General features: G+C 65.9%; 16 protein-coding genes. 10 read left to right on the top strand and 6 right to left on the bottom strand.

The genetic code is table 11. From position 1 onward, the window contains the following. From AX681_RS18950 to AX681_RS22155, 4 genes are all read right to left on the bottom strand, one after another. The coding region (locus AX681_RS18950; protein ID WP_443026353.1) for a hypothetical protein at window positions 1-324 on the bottom strand (324 nt) is incomplete at its 3' end. Continuing rightward, window positions 321-2,195: an SAM-dependent methyltransferase gene (locus AX681_RS18945; protein ID WP_066657475.1), complete on the bottom strand. Its 1,875-nt coding sequence runs from the start codon at window positions 2,193-2,195 to the stop codon at window positions 321-323. The genes AX681_RS18945 and AX681_RS18950, both read right to left, overlap by 4 nt. Continuing rightward, complete coding sequence (locus tag AX681_RS18940; RefSeq protein ID WP_156442615.1) at window positions 2,192-3,247, bottom strand: hypothetical protein; 1,056 nt, start codon at window positions 3,245-3,247, stop codon at window positions 2,192-2,194. Before AX681_RS18940 ends, AX681_RS18945 begins: the two co-directional genes overlap by 4 nt. 131 nt (window positions 3,248-3,378) lie before the next feature. Continuing rightward, window positions 3,379-3,549, bottom strand: coding sequence for a hypothetical protein (locus AX681_RS22155; protein ID WP_156456142.1), 171 nt, complete (start codon window positions 3,547-3,549; stop codon window positions 3,379-3,381). Window positions 3,550-4,313: 764 nt separating this feature from the next. Between AX681_RS22155 and AX681_RS18935 the strand changes: the two genes are divergently transcribed. The 10 genes from AX681_RS18935 to AX681_RS18895 all read left to right on the top strand — a co-directional run bounded on the left by AX681_RS18935 (window position 4,314) and on the right by AX681_RS18895 (window position 16,161). Further along, a complete protein-coding gene (locus AX681_RS18935; protein WP_156442616.1) occupies window positions 4,314-4,778 on the top strand; it encodes an SxtJ family membrane protein in 465 nt (154 codons plus the stop codon). A 9-nt stretch (window positions 4,779-4,787) separates the two neighbouring features. Beyond that, window positions 4,788-4,955, top strand: coding sequence for a DUF5989 family protein (locus AX681_RS22670; protein WP_197421815.1), 168 nt, complete (start codon window positions 4,788-4,790; stop codon window positions 4,953-4,955). A gap of 1 nt (window position 4,956) precedes the next feature. Continuing rightward, on the top strand, window positions 4,957-6,810 hold the full coding sequence (locus AX681_RS18930; RefSeq protein WP_066657485.1) for a carbamoyltransferase family protein: 1,854 nt from the start codon (window positions 4,957-4,959) through the stop codon (window positions 6,808-6,810). 144 nt (window positions 6,811-6,954) lie between these two features. Further along, window positions 6,955-9,255: a TonB-dependent receptor gene (locus AX681_RS18925; RefSeq protein ID WP_066657487.1), complete on the top strand. Its 2,301-nt coding sequence runs from the start codon at window positions 6,955-6,957 to the stop codon at window positions 9,253-9,255. Next, a complete protein-coding gene (locus AX681_RS18920; protein ID WP_231733670.1) occupies window positions 9,239-10,543 on the top strand; it encodes a spinster family MFS transporter in 1,305 nt (434 codons plus the stop codon). Before AX681_RS18925 ends, AX681_RS18920 begins: the two co-directional genes overlap by 17 nt. Next, on the top strand, window positions 10,540-12,177 hold the full coding sequence (locus AX681_RS18915; RefSeq protein WP_066657502.1) for a carboxylesterase/lipase family protein: 1,638 nt from the start codon (window positions 10,540-10,542) through the stop codon (window positions 12,175-12,177). The genes AX681_RS18920 and AX681_RS18915 overlap by 4 nt, the downstream gene beginning before the upstream one ends. Next, on the top strand, window positions 12,174-13,754 hold the full coding sequence (locus AX681_RS18910) for an AMP-binding protein (protein ID WP_066657504.1): 1,581 nt from the start codon (window positions 12,174-12,176) through the stop codon (window positions 13,752-13,754). Before AX681_RS18915 ends, AX681_RS18910 begins: the two co-directional genes overlap by 4 nt. Beyond that, window positions 13,741-14,523 carry a TetR/AcrR family transcriptional regulator gene (locus AX681_RS18905; RefSeq protein ID WP_231733671.1) on the top strand — a complete coding sequence of 261 codons (783 nt, stop codon included), beginning with the start codon at window positions 13,741-13,743 and terminating at the stop codon, window positions 14,521-14,523. Before AX681_RS18910 ends, AX681_RS18905 begins: the two co-directional genes overlap by 14 nt. A 75-nt stretch (window positions 14,524-14,598) precedes the next feature. After that, window positions 14,599-15,492: an SDR family NAD(P)-dependent oxidoreductase gene (locus AX681_RS18900; RefSeq protein ID WP_066657511.1), complete on the top strand. Its 894-nt coding sequence runs from the start codon at window positions 14,599-14,601 to the stop codon at window positions 15,490-15,492. A gap of 48 nt (window positions 15,493-15,540) precedes the next feature. Beyond that, the gene (locus AX681_RS18895) at window positions 15,541-16,161 is read left to right on the top strand and encodes an aspartyl/asparaginyl beta-hydroxylase domain-containing protein (RefSeq protein WP_066657517.1); all 621 of its coding nucleotides are present in this window, start codon (window positions 15,541-15,543) and stop codon (window positions 16,159-16,161) included. Here AX681_RS18895 and virB11 read toward each other — a convergent pair. Together virB11 and AX681_RS18885 are read right to left on the bottom strand one after the other, a co-directional pair. Next, window positions 16,138-17,139: a P-type DNA transfer ATPase VirB11 gene (gene virB11, locus AX681_RS18890; RefSeq protein ID WP_066657527.1), complete on the bottom strand. Its 1,002-nt coding sequence runs from the start codon at window positions 17,137-17,139 to the stop codon at window positions 16,138-16,140. The genes AX681_RS18895 and virB11 overlap by 24 nt on opposite strands. Further along, window positions 17,136-17,696: TrbI/VirB10 family protein (locus AX681_RS18885; protein ID WP_156456141.1), on the bottom strand; the 561-nt coding region annotated here is incomplete at its 5' end. The genes virB11 and AX681_RS18885, both read right to left, overlap by 4 nt.

Genomic DNA, 17,696 nt, shown 5'->3' with positions numbered 1-17,696 from the left:
GCCATGACGCGGCGGGTTGAGCTTCGAGAGCCAGGTCTCCGCCGATGCTCGTCCCGCCTCGATCAGCCGCGCTGGCGTCAGCGGACCCGATGGCGGCTCGGTCGCGTCCCCGGATTGGCCAACAGTGCCCTGCTCCGCGTGGCCGATCAGGGGATCGCGCAGCAAGGCGGCAACATCACGATAGCGCGCGACCAGCCGATAGTTCAGTCCCGGGTGAAAGCACAGCGGCGCATGGTCGCGCAGCACGGCGTAAACCGGATATGGATCCGCGACGAACCCGGGGTCACGTGGTCGGAAGGCGGCAATGGCGTCGTCCGGCATCATGTGGCCCGCCGGATCGCCAAAATCTCGCCGCAGCGAATGGTGCCGGGCGCCCGGTTTAGCAGCGGAACGTCGTGCGCGGCTCCGAATGGGGTATGGGCGCGCATGTTGATCGCCTCCTGCCAGATCGCTTCTTCCCAGCGGCGGGCCGAGACCTCATCGCTAATGTCCGCGGCGCGCACGATCTCGAACCCGGCAGCTGACAGCGCCGCGCAGGTTTCGGCCAGCGACCGCGTGCGATCGCAATGCACCAGATCGAACAGCTCGACCGCCGTGCGTTCCTCGCCGGTCAGCGTGTCGCGATCCGCGATGATCGTGTCGACGATATAGAGATGACCGCCGGGCCGCAGAAGCCGCGCCATTTCAGCGAACAGGGCGACCGGATCCTCGCTATGGTTCGATGATTCGAGGAACAGCACGGCGTCGAAGCTGCCATCGGGCGCCGCAACGCGGTGATAGTCGCCGCATTGGATGTCGATCCGGTCGGCCAATCCGGCATCGGCGACGAATCCCGTCGCGAGTTCGACCTGTCTTGGACAGATCGTCACGCCCATGATGGTCACGTCGATCGCCCCGGCAATGTCGATCGCTGGCCCGCCGACGCCGCAGCCGGCATCCAGCACGCGCCAGCCGTCGCGAAGGCCCGCCCGCTTTGCCAGCGCCCGGTTCGACGCGGCCACATCGCCATCCGCGTCAATCAACCACGCCTGAAAGCAGCTGCCGAGATAGTCGACGAACAGATCGGTGGTGCACGCAAAGAATGTCGTGGCGCGCTCGGCCATTGGTCGCCGATCCTGCCGCAACGCATCGATCCGGGCGTCGACCGCGCCTTGCGCCACCGGGCTGAACAGCTGCTCGCCGAACCACAGATAGCCCTTGCCGGTGCGGTCTCCGTCGGCGGCGATTCCGATCTTGATATGGCTGATGCCCAGCAGAAGCGTGGTCAGGCTGTCGATCGGGCCCGTCAGGCTGTTGAGCAGAAGCTCGGGGGGGAAAAGCGGCGTGTTGGCCGGCGTGATCTGCCTTGGCCAATCAAGCAGACCGGCCATGGCTTGCGGCGTGCACAGCCCGGCGTCGATCAATGCGGCCAGCAATGGCCGCCATGCATCGGCGCCGTGGGCATGCACGCCGGGTGCGGCGCATTCGATGCCAATGCCCGGCTGCAGCTGTGCGTCGAGATCGAGCGCGATGGTGAAGCGCGTCGCGGTCGGCAGCACGCCAATCGTCTCCGCGACCGCCGACCGATCCCCGGGCCAGCCGGCGCGATCCAGAAAAGGATCGATCGTATCGGGGCGCGACCGCTTGAGATTGAGCCGGATACCGCCGTTCTCTCGCCCGAACATCAAACCCAGATGGCTCGGATAGGCGCCATCGGGCAGCGCCATGATGCAGCGTGTCACTGCATCGGCGCTGCGTTTGGCGCCGTCCGGCCCGGCGATGTCCGCGATCTGCTCCAGTGCTTCGCTGCATGCCAGCCGATGATTGCCGGCCCGGCGCGGCAGGTCGACGAACAGCGACGGACGCCACCCAAGCGGGGACGGATCGAATTCCAGCCACAGCTCCTGCGACGGTCCGTGACCCAGTGTCCAGCGTTCGAGGAAGTCGATCAGTGTCGCGTCGACGGGCGGCGTCGCGGTTCGCAGCGCATGGATCAATGGTGGCAATTGGCGATCGCGCATGTGGCGGTCGCGCCGCATGCAGAGTTGCAGCTCGACGCTGCCCGATACCGCGCCGAGACGGCATTCGAAGCCGCCGGAGTGGAACGGCGGAAGCGTCTGGGTCAGCGCCTCCAGCGTCCCACGCGCCGCCGGACCGGCCAGGCTGCCGGGCAGGGCCGCCACCACGCATGCCATGTCCTGCGCAAAGCAGCTCATCCGGCGACCGTCGCCAGAATGGCGTGTCGAACTTCGTCGAGCCGCGCCAGATCGTCGGGCCGGTGCACGCGAAAGGTCGGTGTGTGGCGGGCGAAATCGGCCAGGAGCGTGAAGGTTCGCGCACGTTCGGCCTGATCGATGGTCAGGAAAGCGGGATAGAGATGTTCCCACAGTTCACCGAAGCCGTCGCGTTGTCCGATCCGCTCGACCCCTATGTCCGCACCGTCGACCGGCGCGCGCGGGGCGAGCAGATAGAGTCCTGCGATCGGCAGCGGTTCGATCCCATCGCCCGATGCGCCCACTGTCGGCAGGCTTACATAGCGCTTGGTTGCATTGGAAAAGACGCGCGCCTCTGCCCGGTCATCCAGCGCGAAATGATTGATCGCGGTGTCGTGCAGCCGGGGTCGACAGAATCCGGGATAGACGCTCCACCGGTCGCCGCTTCGTTCGGGGATGATCTGGTCATCGGCGATCGGAGCGAATTGCGCGGCGGCAAAGGACGCCAGCAAGGTAGATTTGCCGGCACCGCTCGGCCCGGCGAACAGCACGGCGCGCCCATCGACCGCGATGGCCGAACAGTGCAGCGCGACACCGCCGTTCAACCGCGCGAACAGACCGATGATCGGGCACAGCAGCGAAGCCATGTCGTCCGGGAGCGTGTCGGGATCGTCCGGGGCAGCGGGGTGCGACCAGTAGATGTCGACCGTCCGCCGCGCGGGATCGATCAGCACCTCGGCGGGATCGGTCCGGCTGAACTGGACGAGCCAGGCGCGCGAACCGGCGTCCTCGCGCCACCACAGGCGCACATTGGCGGGATGCGGGTCCAACACCGCGTCGGACAGCCTGTGCGGCACCCAGCCGGGCTGCGCGGACGATGGAAGCCGGTGCGGAGCGCAGTGACCGGCGTAGCGGATATGCAGCCTTTGCGTGGACGCAAGGCAAGAATCGGCATCGGCCAACGGTTGCCCCCATCCTGCGGGGAGTGGGCGATCGATCGCCAGCACCATCCCGTGGACGCGATAATGGGCGGATCCGCCGCCTACCCCCGTCATTGCAGCCAACCATCTGCCGCGCAGAAAAAGTCCCCGAATCGCGCCCCGGGGCCAGATTCAACCTGCGCCTGTTCGATCACCGCGGAGATTTGTCGCTTAAGCGAGCAGTCAGATAAAAGTGCAGATCCCAATCACGACGGATACCAATTAGGCCCCGTGCCGCCGTCACCTGGGAACGAACCGGTCGCCGAGGTCTGGGTCAGCGTCGTGATCTGGCCGTGGCAGATCAGCTTCGGCGCGTCGTATGAGAGCAGCAAGCACGCCGCCTTCGGCTTAGCTTCTGCACCGGTCTTCTCAGTCATAAGTCCCCCGGACGCTCAATGTGCCGCGACACAGAATCGCCCGGCATCGTCACATTCATACTGAGACCGAAACGACCTTCGCAAGCCGCAATCGCTGCGCATGTAGGCGGGCCGTGATAGCTCTCCGAATTGCCGGAACTCATCGTTAGCCATCAAGCGATCAGCGACCGGCCACGCGAAATCACGACGGATACCAATTAGGCGAGCTCCCGCCATCGGTGGGCAAACCGTTTATCGTCGGCGACGTCCGTGTCACCGCGTGAATTTCGCCATGGCAGATCAGCTTGGGCGCTGTGTACGCTTGTCGAGCGAGCCACGAGACCGGCTCGTCGTGCACTTGGGCATTTGCAGTCATCGTCCGCTCCCCAATTCTCAACTGCCAAGGGCAAACGCGCTCACGATCCCTCGATCATAACGATGTCGCAACAAATGAGGCAAGCCGACAAAGCTGCTCGATTGTTACAAGATGGGATGGTCGTCCGAATCCCCGAATCGTGACCGCTAGCCCCACGTCTGGCGGCGATCTCGATGCAAAATCAGGATGGGTAGGCATTCGGGAAACTGCCCCCGTCGGTGGGCAGGCCGTTGGACGTTGGCGATGTCCGGGTCATCGCGTATCGTCATAGAAACTGAGGCAAAGCCCGAAATCGCAACGCGTTCGCTGCAATGTCGGTGGGGCGCCGGGCGTTCAAGATAGCCCGGAATGATTGCGCTTGCCACCCCGACGCGGCTTTTTGCATAAACCGGTCCGGGGGGCGCGACCAATGCATGAACCGATTGGAGTCCGGGCGCGTTCCGCTCCCGTCCCGCCACCGTCACCGGCCAACCTGCGCCGCTTCGGGTTGCTGATGGCCGGCGTCGCAGCGATCGTCCCAGTATGGACCTTCATCGTCGGCCCGCTTGCCGCCGGGCTGGCATGGAGCACCGCCGCGTCCCGCGTGCCGATCGCGCTGATCCTGGTTGCCGTGCTCATCGGTGTTGCCGCACTCGCCCGACCGACGCTGCTCAAACCGGCCTATCATGGGTGGATCGCGCTTGGCGACGCGATCGGCCGCGTCACCAGTCCGGTGATTTTGTCCGCCCTCTATTACGGCATTCTGACGCCTGTTGCCGTGATCCTGCGGCTGGCGGGGCGGGATGCGCTGCGCCTGCGTGGTGCGCCATCCAGCTACTGGATCGAGCGCGCTCCGCCCGGACCCGACGCCGCTTCGCTGCGACATCCCTATTGAGGTTGCGGCATGCACTGGCGCGCCATCATCCCCTTTCTGCGCGATCTCATCGCATTTCTGCGCCACCGCAAAAAGCTGTGGATGCTTCCGATGATCCTGGTCTTCGCTGCCGTCGGCGGCATGCTCGTGCTGGCGAAGGGGTCGATCCTTTCGCCCTTCATCTACACGCTGTTCTAGGGTGAAGATCCTCGGCATTTCCGCCTATTATCACGACGCCGCCGCGTCTCTGGTCGTCGATGGCGTCGTCGTCGCCGCTGCGCAGGAAGAGCGGTTTACCCGGCTGCGTCACGATCCCGCATTCCCGGCGCATGCCATCCGGGCCTGCCTGGCGACGGCGGGTGTGTCGGCCGAGGACATCGACCTCGTCGCCTTTTACGAAAAGCCCTTCCTCAAGTTCGATCGCATCCTCGAGACCTTCCTGGCAGTCGCCCCGCGCGGTGCCGCGTCATTCCGCCGCAACATCGGCGAGTGGCTGGGGAACAAGCTGTTCCAGAAACAGCAATTGGCACAGGCACTCGGCGACGTGCTCGGCAACGCGGTCCGCTGGGACGAGCGGCTGGTATTTTCCGAACATCATCTGAGCCATGCCGCCAGCGCATTCTATCCCTCGCCATTCGACTCCGCGGCGGTCCTCACGCTGGATGGCGTCGGCGAATGGACCACGACATCGCTAGCGGTCGGCGCGGGGAACCGACTGACAGTCCTGCGGGAAATCCATTTTCCCCACTCGCTCGGGCTGCTCTATTCCGCCTTTACCGAATATGCCGGGTTCAGGGTCAATTCGGGCGAGTATAAGCTGATGGGCCTCGCGCCCTATGGCCAGCCGCGCTTCGCCGATCGGATTCGCCGCCACCTGATCGATATCCGCCCGGATGGCAGCTTTCGCCTCGACCTGCGCTACTTCGATTATTGCAGCGGGGACCGCATGACCGGCCGCGCGTTCCACGCGTTGTTCGGCGGCCCGCCGCACCCGCTCGATGCACCACCGGGACAGCTTCAGATGGACCTGGCGGCCTCGATCCAGCTTGTTCTGGAAGAGGTGGTCGTGGCGCTCGCGCGCGATATCCGTGAGAGCACCGGCGAGCCCAATCTGTGCCTGGCCGGCGGGGTAGCGCTTAACTGTGTCGCCAATGCGCGATTGTTGCGCGAAGGGATTTTCGACCGGATCTGGGTGCAGCCTGCAGCGGGCGATGCCGGCGGCGCGGTCGGGGCGGCGCTGGTCGCGCATCACTTGCATGGCGAGGGTGCCGACCCCGCACCCCGCCGTGCCCGGTCGCGGGACGACGCGGCGGACGGCATGGGCGGGGCGCTGTTGGGTCCATCCTATGCGCAGGAGGCGATCGAACGCCGTCTGGCGGATGTCGGCTGCGTCTTCGACGTCCTGGCGGACGATCATGTGCTCGACACCACCGCGCGCCTGCTGGCCGAGGGTGCGGTCGTGGGCTGGCATCAGGGGCGGTCCGAATTCGGGCCGCGCGCGCTGGGGGCCCGCTCGATCCTGGCCGATCCGCGTCCCCCGGGGATGCAGCGCCATCTCAATGCGGCGGTCAAGTTTCGTGAATCGTTCCGCCCCTTCGCGCCGAGCGTCCTTGCCGAACATGCGGCCGACTGGTTCGAACTCGACCGCGCGATGCCCTATATGACCTTCACGGTGCCGGTGGCCCGGCATCGACGGCGGCAAGCCGGCACGAACGCGCCTGCAATGCCCGGCATGGACCGGCTGGCGCAGGACCGGTCGGAAATCAATGCCGTCACCCATATCGACATGTCGGCGCGGGTGCAGACCGTGCATCGCGAAACCAATCCGCGCTATCATGCCCTGCTTGAAGCATTTCATGGACGCACCGGCTGTCCGGTCCTCGCCAATACGTCATTCAATGTGCGCGGCGAACCGATCGTCGAGACTCCGGAAGACGCATTCCATTGCTTCATGGACACGGCGATGGATGCGCTGATTGTCGGCAATTGCGTAGCGCTCAAGGCTGCCCAGACCAAAGCCACGGGACAGCGCCGCCGCTTCACCCCGGATTGATCGCAAAGGCCCTCCGGAGCCCGGTCAAGTGCATCGCTGATAACATTCACACACGTGATAGTGAATATTGACAGCCTGTTTGCCCTGCGACATAGTCGGCGCAGCAAATCGACGCATGATCGATGGCATCGAGGAGAGGTAAGGATGAGGGCAAGGCTTCTGGCGACCGCCTGTGCGGTCACGTTGTTCACGGTACCGATGTCCGTCGCGGCTCAGGACGCCCCGACGACCGGCGACACGACCGCTCAGGGCGATGACGAGGTGGTCGTGACCGCCACCCGCCGTGCAGAGCGCATCCAGGACGTGCCGCTCAGCATCAGCGCATTCCAGCAGGAAGAGCTGACGGAAAAGGGCATTGTCGGATTCGAGGGGATTGCCCGCGAAACGCCCGGCGTCGTCCTCAACCGCCCGACCCAGAATTTCAACAATTTCACCGCGCGCGGCATCGCCACCAACGGCTATAACGCCAATCTGCAAAGCTCGGTCGCGGTCTATATCGACGAACTGCCGATCTCGACCATCGGCAACACCACCGTGGTCGATCCGACTTTGTTCGACGTCGAGCGGGTCGAATTCCTGCGCGGGCCGCAGGGGACGCTGTTCGGATCGGGTTCGCTCTCCGGCGCGATGCGCATCCTGACCAAGAACCCGAACCTGTCGTCGTTCGACATGGCGGGCCAGGTCGATCTCGCGCTGACGGGCAAAGACAGCTTCCGCCAGCGCTACAACCTCATGGTCAACCTGCCGATCGTCAGCGATACGCTGGCGGTGCGTGCGGTCGGCTTCTACCGCAATGAAGACGGCTATCTCGACAATGTCGGGACCGGCATCAAGAATTCGAACAAGCTGATCAACTGGGGCGGCCGCGTCATCGCGCAGTGGAAGCCGAACGACCGGCTGTCGGTGCGGGTCATGGGATCGTACGAGGACAGCGATCCCAAGGACAGCTCGCTCACCAGTCCTTCGCTGGGGCGTGAGAAGCGTGTGTCGGACCAGCCCGACCGCTTCACCGGCAAGCAGACGATCATCAACGGCACGGTCGAATATGAATTCGACTTCGCCCGCCTGACCAGCTCGTCGACCTATTCGGATTTCGACCAGAAATTCTATGTCGACCTTGCCGGCACCTTCGCGCCCGGCTCGTTCCCCGGCGCGCCGATCGCCTTCGGGCTCGACGCCGACGCCTATGACAAGGTGTTCGTGCAGGAAACGCGGCTGGTGTCGTCGCTCGACGGGCCGTTCGAATTCACCATCGGCGGCTTCTACATGCACCGTCGCCGCGACGTGGATTATTTCTACCGGTCGAACCCGCAATTCCTGGCGGCGCGCGGCATCACCGGCCTGCCCGATCAATATTATCAGAAGCTCTATACCTATTCGAACAGCGAGGAGCTGGCCGGGTTCGGCGAGCTGACCTATCGCTTCTCGCCGAAGTTCTGGCTGACCGGCGGCATGCGCTATGGTCGTACCTCGGCCCAGGCATTTACCGAAGCGGGCGGCTATCTCGCGACGGCGGGCGGGTTCAATTACTTCACCTATGCGCTGTTCGGCATCCCGGTGAACTTCAACCCTGCGACCTTCACGCCCTATGCGGCAGCGGCCGGGGTCAAGGCGACCGGGTCCGCTCCCTCATGGAAAGCGAGCGCGACGTGGAAGCCGAGCGAGGTCATCACGACCTACGCGACCTTCTCGACCGGCTTCCGCGCGCCGATCGTCAACGCGCGCGCCGGTGCCGCCAGCCTGACCGATCCGACCGACATCATCATACCGTACGGCGCGGATTCGGACGATCTCAAAAGCTATGAGCTTGGCGCCAAGGCACGTTGGCTCGACGGCCGCGTGACGATGAACGCCGCGCTCTACCTGATCGACTGGAGCAACATCCAGGCGCAGGCCAATCGCCGGTCGGACTCGGTGCAGTTCGCGACGAATATCGGCGCAGCGCGCAGCAAGGGGTTCGAGGTCGAGATCGGCGTGATCCCGGCCAAGGACGTCTTCATCGGCCTGAATGCGGCGTATAACGATTCGAAGATCACCAAGCTCTCCGCGACCGAAGCGACGGTGTCGGGTGCGGTGCTGGGTCATCGCCTGTCGGCTCCGCGGCTGCAGGGCGCGGCGTATATCTCCTATGGCTTCGACCTGGGCGACAGCGCGCGCGGCACCTTCGCGATCAACGCGCAATATGTGGGCTCGTACAACAGCTCGTTCCCGAACACGCCGGGCAACCCCAATCTGCGCCTGTCGACCTTCGGCAAGACCGACGAATATGCCAATGTGAACCTCAATCTGGGGGTCAAGAAGGGGTCGCTCTCAGCCAATCTCTATGTCGAGAATCTCTTCGACGATCATTCGGTCGTGTACATCCATCCCGAGGCGTTTCTGGTGAGCCGCTTCGGCACGCTGCGCCCGCGTACCGTGGGGATCCGTCTTGGCTACGGCCTCTGATGCAATGACGGCCGGTGGCGACACCGGCCGTCCGTCGCCCGCGAACCGGCCGTGGTTCGTGCTGGTTACGCTGACCTTCGTCTATGTGCTCAACTTCCTGGACCGGCAGCTGATCGGCATCCTCGCCAAGCCGATCCAGGATTCGCTCAACGTTACCGATACCCAGTTGGGACTTATCGGCGGTCTCTATTTCGCGATGTTCTATTGCTTCATCGCAATCCCCGTGGGCTGGTTTGCCGACCGCACCAGCCGCGTCGGCGTGCTCAGCCTGGCCTGCGCCATCTGGAGCGGCGCGACGGTCGCGTGCGGCATGGCGGCCAACTATACCCAGCTAGTCATCGCGCGTATGACCGTCGGCTTTGGCGAGGCGGGTGGCGTGCCGCCATCCTATGCGATCATCACCGATACCTATCCGCCCGGCAAGCGCGCCGCCGCGCTCGGCATCTTCAATCTCGGCCCCGCAATCGGCGCCGCTGCAGGGGTAGCGTTCGGAGCGGCGATCGCCGAACATTATGGCTGGCGACTGCCCTTCATCATCGTCGGCGCGGTGGGCGTGGCCACGGCTGCGTTCGTGTGGCTGACCATCCGCGAGCCCAAAAAGGGCGCGATGGATGGCACCCGCGCGGCCGAGGCGGACGACAAGGCGCCGTTCTGGCCGACGGTCGGCGCGTTCCTGTCCAACCCGACTCTGATGCTCGCGGCTTTGGGCAGCGGCGCGACGCAGTTCGTGACCTATGGCCTTGGCAATTTCGCGGTTCTGTATCTGATGCGCGAAAAGGGGATGGTGCTGGGCGATGTCGCGGTCTGGTATGCGCTTGTCCTGCTGATCGGCATGGGCGGCGGGATGGTCGTGTCGGGTCGTGTGGTCGACGCGATGACGCGCAAGTCGCGCGCTGGCTATGCCATTGCCCCGGCCGCGTCGCTGGCGGTGGCGATGCCTTTTTACATCGGCTTCGTCTGGGCCCCGGGCTGGCCGCTCGCGCTGGCGCTGCTCGCGGTGGTGATGGTGTTCAACTACTTCTACCTCTCGGCCTCGGTCGCTTTGGTGCAGGAAGAGGTGAAGCCCAACCAACGCGTGCTTTCCGGCGCGCTGCTGCTGCTGATCATGAACTTCATCGGCCTTGGCCTCGGCCCGACCTGGGTCGGCTTTGCCAGCGACTGGTTCAAGGCGCAGGGCGATACGCAGAGCCTGCAGAGCGCGCTCTACACGCTCACCCCATTCTATCTGATTGCGATCGGCCTGTTCGTCGCGCTTGCGCGGCGGCTGAAGCGGGAAGGGGCGGCATGAAGCGGCTGATCGCGCTCCTCGCGCTGGCATTGGGTAGCCCCGCACTCGCTCAGGCGCCACAGGTCACCGCGCCGGTCGGCACGGTCGAGGGGGTGCAGCAGGGCGGCGTCCGCATCTTCCGCGGTATCCCCTACGCTCAGCCGCCGGTCGGCCCACTCCGCTGGAAGCCGCCGGTCGCTGCGGCGGACTGGCAGGGCGTGCGCAAGGCGACGGGGTTCGGGCCCGCCTGTGTCCAGCCGCGCAATCGCAATGCCGGCATCTACACCAACCCGCTCGACACGGTCAGCGAGGATTGCCTGACGCTCAACATCTGGGCGCCTCCGGGAGCCAAGGATCTGCCCGTGTTCGTGTGGATTCACGGCGGCGCACTGGTCGCGGGGTACAGTCACGAGAGCATGTATGACGGCGCGCGACTGGCACAGCGCGGCAACATGATCGTGGTGTCGATCAACTACCGGCTCGGCATCCTTGGCTACCTGGCGCATCCCGAACTGAGCGCAGAATCGCCCGACGGCGTGTCGGGTAATTACGGCCTGCTCGACCAGATCGCGGCGCTGAAGTGGGTCCAGCGCAACATCGCCGCATTCGGCGGTAATGCGGGCAATGTCACCATCGCGGGCGAATCCGCCGGGGCGCTCAGCGTGATGTATCTGATGGCCAGCCCGCAGGCGCGCGGCCTGTTCCACAAGGCGGTGGCGCAGAGTGCCTACATGATCACCACGCCCGAGCTGAAGCGCGGCGCGCACGGCCTGCCTTCAGCCGAGGCGGCCGGGAGCCAGATCATGGCGGCGGTCGGCGCGCGCGACCTGGCCGGGCTGCGTGCGATGGACGCGGAGAAGCTGACGGTCGAGGCCGCGACCAAGGGCTATGGCCCATGGGGCACTGTCGACGGCAAGATTTTGACGCGTCAGCTGGTCGCGACCTGGGACCATGGCGAGCAGGCCAAGGTGCCGGTACTTGCCGGGTTTAATGCGGGCGAGATCCGCTCGCTCCCCGTGCTGCTCCCGCCCGCGCCCGCGAGTGCCGAAGCCTATGAGGCGGCGATCCGGGCGCGCTATGGCGACCTCGCCGACCCGTTCCTGCGCCTCTATCCATCGAGCAACATCAAAGAATCGCTGCTCGCGACCACCCGCGACGCGCTCTATGGCTGGACGGCGACCCGGCTCGCGATCGGCCAGACCGCGATCGGCCAGACCGCGATCGGGCAAAGCGCCTATCTCTATCTGTTCGATCACGGCTACCCCGCTGCGGCGGAGTATGGCCTCCACGCCTTCCACGCCGCCGAAATCCCCTATGTGTTCGGCACCGCCAGCCGCACGCCGCCTTATTGGCCCAAGATCCCCGACGACGTGACCAACCGCCGGCTGTCGGATGCAATGCTGGGCTATTGGGCGAGCTTCGCACGCTCGGGCGCGCCGGTCGCCGACGGGCAGCCGACATGGCAAGCCTATGACAAGGCCGCCAACTACATGGCGTTTGCGGGCAAGCCGCAGCCGGGCACGCGGCTGATGCCGGGCATGTTCGCGCTGCACGAGGCGGCGGTGTGCCGTCGCCGCGCGGCAGGCGACCAGCCATGGAACTGGAATACCGGCGTCGCCTCGCCGGTCCTCAACAAGGCGACGGGTTGCCGATGATCGACGGAAGCATGCAGGATTATCCGCTGACGCTGGACAAGTTCCTGCACCACGCCGCCAAATGGCACCCCGATGCCGAAGTGGTCACCGCGCGCGAGGGCGGCGGGATCGACCGGATCGGCTATGCCGCGCTGCGCGATCGCGCGCTGGCGGTGTCATCGCTGCTGGCCGGGTTCGGCGTCCGGCAGGGGGACCGCGTCGCGACACTGGCGTGGAACAGCCAGGCGCATGTCGAGGCGTGGTATGCGATCATGGGGATGGGTGCGGTATGCCATACGCTCAACCCGCGCCTGACCGCGCAGCAGCTCGCCGACATGGTTGTGCAATCGGGCGCGAAGCTGCTGATCGTCAGCGCCGACCTTCAGCCGCTGGCGCGCGCGATTGCCGAGCGGGTGCCGGCGCTGTCGCTGATGCTGGTGATCGATGGTGAAGCAGAGACGGCGTCGGCGACGTGTGCCGCCACCGCGCTGGAGCCGCTGATCGCAACTGCTTCGGGCGGCACGGGTTGGGGCGATTTTGCCGAGACCGCTCCGTGCGGTTTGTGCTTTACCTCGGGCACCACCGGCGCGCCGAAGGGCGTGACTTACACCCACCGCGCCAGCTTCCTGCACACACTACGCTGCTTGCAGGCCGATGTGATGGCGATCCGGGCGACCGACAGCGTGCTGGTGGTGGTGCCGATGTTCCACGCCAATGCCTGGGGGCTGCCCTTCGCATTGCCTGCAGCGGGCGGGCGGCTGGTGTTGCCCGGTCGTGCGACCGATGGCGCGAGCCTAGCCCGGTTGATTGCGGCGGCGGATGTGACGATCGGTGTTGCGGTGCCGACCGTGTGGCTGGGCGTTGCCGAGCATCTCGAAGCGACCGGCGAGACCCTGCCGAGCCTGCAGCGCATCATTGTCGGTGGTTCGCCGCTCGCGCCAGCGCTGATGGAACGGATCGAGCGCGTCCTCGGCGTCACCGTCCAGACCAGCTGGGGCATGACCGAGCTGTCGCCCTCCGGCACCGTCGCGCCGCCGCACGATCCGCAGCGCAGCGCCGCCGTCTCCGGGCGTCCGGCGATCGGCGTCGATCTGCTGCTGACCGATGCCGCTGGCGTGCCCTTGCCGCAGCAGCGCGACATCGAGGGCCATTTGCGCGTGCGCGGCGCGGCGGTCGTGGATCGCTATTTCGGGCAGGACACGCCCGCGACCGACGCCGATGGCTGGTTCGCGACCGGCGATCTCGCCCGGATCGACGGACAGGGCAATCTGATCATCACCGGTCGCGCCAAGGATCTGATCAAGTCTGGCGGTGAATGGATCAACCCGGCCGAGATCGAGGCGGTGGTCGGCGCACTGCCGCAAGTCTCGCTCGCCGCCGTGATCGGTCGCGAGGACCCCAAATGGGGCGAGCGCCCGCTGCTGCTGGTCGAGATGCAGGACGAGGCATTGAGCGACGACGAGCTGCTTGCCCCGCTGCGCGGTCGGGTCGCATCCTGGTGGATTCCCGACGCGATCGTGCGTCTGTCCGCAATGCCGCTCGCTCCGACCGGCAAAATCGACAAGAATAGCTTGCGGTCTCAATATGGAAGCGCTTGAGACCTTGTTCGATCCGGGCAGCGGCGATCCGGCCGCATCCGGGCAACAGGGGAATGACAGCCCAGTGGCAGAGCAGACGTCCGACAAGCCCAAGACCCGCCGCCGCTCAACCAAGGCGGAACAGCGCGCGGAGATGATGGAGCAGATCCTCGACGAGGCGGAATATCTGTTCTCGAAGCACGGGCTGCACGGCGTGACGCTCAAGGACGTCGCCAAGCGCGTGGGCGTCCACCACACGCTGCTCAACTATTATTTCGAGGATAAGAAGAAGCTGTTCGACGCGGTGTTCGCCCGCCGCGCCGTGGTGACGAGCGAAAAGCGGCTGAAGGCGCTGAACGATTATGACGCCGCAACCGGCGGCAAGCCGACGCTGGAAGGCGCGCTGCACGCCTTTCTCGACACTGATCTCGACCTGTATATCGAGGGCGGCGAGGGCTGGAAGAATTACGGCGCGCTCGGTGCGCTCGTCGCGAACACGCCCGAATGGGGCGCGGAGCTGATGGATTCGCATTTCGACCCGGTCGTGCTGCGGCTGATCGAACTGCTCAAGAAGGCGCTGCCCGATTGTGCCGAAGCAGATATTTTCTGGGGCTATCACTTCGTCACCGGCGCGCTGATGGTCACGCTGGCGCGCACTGGGCGCATCGACAAATTGTCGGGCGGGCTCTGTCGGTCGGAAGATTTCGCCGCGATCAAGGATCGCATGGCGGTGTTCATGGCCGCCGGGTTTCGGCAGATTTGCGGGAGCGGGGGGCGGAGCGGGACCTAACCAGCCGGGTCTTGCGCGCGCATTCCCCCATATAATACTCACTCACTAGTTAGCGAAGATAATGGGAGGCTTTTGATGGTGCTCGATGGACGGATCGCGATCGTGACGGGTGCCGGCGGCGGGCTGGGACGCGCCCATGCGCTCTATCTGGCGCGCAAGGGTGCGCGCGTCGTGGTCAACGACCTCAACCCCGAGGCCGCGCAGCGGGTGAGCGACGAGATCGCCGCCCAGGGTGGCAAAGCGCTGGCGCTCGCCGGTTCGGTCACCGACGAATGGGCCGTGGCGAACATCGTCGCTTCGACGATGGATGCGTGGGGTCGGGTCGATATCCTCGTCAACAATGCCGGCATCCTGCGCGACAAAAGCTTCGCCAAGATGAGCATGGACGATTTCCGGCTGGTGGTGGACGTGCATCTGATGGGTGCCGCCATCGCGAGCAAGGCGGTGTGGGAGATCATGAGGGGGCAGGGCTATGGCCGCATCGTCATGACTACCTCCTCGTCCGGGCTCTACGGCAATTTCGGTCAGGCCAATTATGGCGCGGCAAAGATGGCGCTGGTCGGGCTGATGCAGACGCTGGCGATCGAGGGCGAGAAATATGGCATCCGCGTCAACTGCCTCGCGCCGACCGCCGCGACGGGGATGACCGAAGGGGTCTTGTCGGAAGCGAGCCTCGCCGCGCTCGACCCGGCGCTGGTCAGCCCGGGGCTGCTGGCGCTGGTAGGCGACGACGCGCCGACCCGCGCGATCTTGTGCGCGGGGGCCGGGCATTTTGCGACCGCCAACATCACCCTGACCGACGGGGTCCAGATCGGGGCCGGGGCAGATGCGGGCGAACAGATCGCCGCATGCTGGCCCGAGGTGGCGGATCGCGCGGGCGAGATCGTGCCGGCCTATGGCTTTGTCCAGGCCGAACGCGAGCTGGCAGCCGCTGGCATCACCGCCCCGGCGGTGGCGGTCGCGCGTTAGGGCGCCTTCGCGCTTGCGTCGGGATCGGTGCGCGCTAGGCTTGGAGCCATGCTCGATCCCGTGATCCGCTCAACATCTGCGCCCGGGAAGCCCGCGCTGTTGCCCGACCGGATCAAGCTGCCCTTCGCCTTCGACCCGGACCGGTTGCGCACTGATCTCGACGCCGTCGATCGCGACTGGATCGATCATCTGGTGAAGCAGAATTACGAGGGCAATTGGTCGGTGCTGCCGCTGCGCCACACGGCCGGCGCGACGCACCCGGTGATGATGATCTATTCCGATCCGACCGCGACCGAGTTCGTGGACGGCCCGCTGCTGGCGCACACGCCCTATTTCCGGGAGGTGCTGGCGGCGTTTCACTGCCCGCTTACCGTGGTGCGGCTGATGCTGCTGGCCCCGGGATCGGTGATCAAGCCGCATTACGACCATGACCTCGCCGCGGAGCATGGCATGGCGCGGTTGCATATCCCGATCACCACCAACCCCGATGTCGAATTCCTGCTCAATGGCACGCCGGTGACGATGATGCCGGGTGAGGTGTGGTATCTGCGGCTGATGGACACGCATTCGGTGGTCAATCGCGGCACGACCGATCGCGTGCACCTGGTCATCGATGCAGTCGTCGATGACTGGCTGAACCCGATCCTAGCGGCGAGCGCCGGGCAGTAAGACCTCCGCCACGCGCCGTCGCCCGCCGACGCGCTCCAGCTGGACGAACACGTCGATGGTCGAGCGCACATAATGCGTCACGTCTTCGCGGCTGAGCCGGGTGCCGCGTTGCAGGATCAGCAGCGCGATCTGTTCGATCGCTGCCTCTGCGCTGTTGGCATGGACCGAACTCAGCGATCCGGGATGGCCGGTGTTGATCGCGCGCAGAAAGACATAGGCCTCCTCGCCGCGCAGCTCGCCGAGGATGATTCGGTCGGGTCGCATGCGCAGCGACGCGCCGAGCAGGTCGTCGGCGGTAACCCGCGCTTCGCCCTGATCGCCGCGCGTGGCGAGCAGGCCGATCGCATTAGCGTGGCGCAGATGCAGCTCGGGCGTATCCTCGATGACGATCAGCCGCTCTTCGGGCGCGATCTCGCGCAGCAGCGCGTTGAGGAAAGTGGTCTTGCCGGTCGAGGTGCCGCCGGAGACGAGGATGTTGCGGCGCGCGCGCACCGCCTGTCGCAGCAACCCGGCCAGATCGCCTGCTTCCAGCAATGCCGACAGCTCGGCCATCGCTTCATCGCTGTGCAGCGCGCTGCCGCGTCGCGTCGCGTCGAACGCGCCCGCCGCCTGATAGTCGTCGAGCCCGAGATCGGCGGAGACGTGCTTGCGGATCGCGATCGCCATGCCGGCGCGCGTCGCGGGCGGCGCGATCGCCTGAACGCGCGCACCATCAGGCAGCGCGGCGGACAGCAGCGGATGGGCGCGGCTGATCCCCTGATGCGTCAGCGCCGCGACCTGACGCGCCAGCCGCTCCAGCGCGGTCTCGGTGAGGTCGGGCGCATCGTGCCGCTCGCTCGTCCCGCCCAGCGTCTCGACCCAGATTTCGCCGGGCCGGTTGACATAGATATCGGTTACGTCAGCCCGGTCCAGAAAGGGTGCGAGCGGTGCCAGATAGGCGCGCAGATAGACGCCCGCCGCCGGCGGTTCGGCGCTCATTGCGGGTTTCCGACCCCGGTGAAATCGAGATCGCGCGTGACGAACACCGCGATCGACGTGCCGGGCCGCACGCTCAGCGTCGGTGCCGGGCCGTTCTGCCCGTTGATCGCTTGCGACCCCGAATTGGGCAGCGCGAGCAGTACCGAGCCATTGGCCGGACGCGTGGCGAGATTGACGCCGATGTCGAGCGTCGACTGGAGCAGCGCCGGGAAGATCCGTTGGAGCAAATGCGAATTGACCTTGGCGCGCACGCCGTTGCGCCCGGTGGCATCGGTCGCCGGCGATCCGATCGCGATCGTCACCCCGTCGGGGCGGATCAGCCGGCTCCAGTTGATGATCGCGCGCTTCTGCCCCGGCTCCGCGCCCCCGGCATGATCGCCGATCAGGCGGCTGCCGCGCGGGATGAGGATGCGGGTGCCGTCGAAGCTGCGCACATCGCTCGCCACGATCGCCCGGGCAAAGCCGGCCTTGGTCGAATCGAAACCGGTCTCGAGCACGGCCGGGATCAACGTGCCCTGCGCAACGGTGGTCGACCGGTTGACCAAGGTTCCCGCCAC

The sequence above is a fragment of the Sphingomonas sp. CCH9-E2 genome, assembly GCF_001557215.1.
Taxonomy (GTDB): domain Bacteria; phylum Pseudomonadota; class Alphaproteobacteria; order Sphingomonadales; family Sphingomonadaceae; genus Sphingomonas.
Note: the sequence above shows the minus strand (reverse complement) of the source record. Positions and strands in the feature narration are given on the sequence as shown.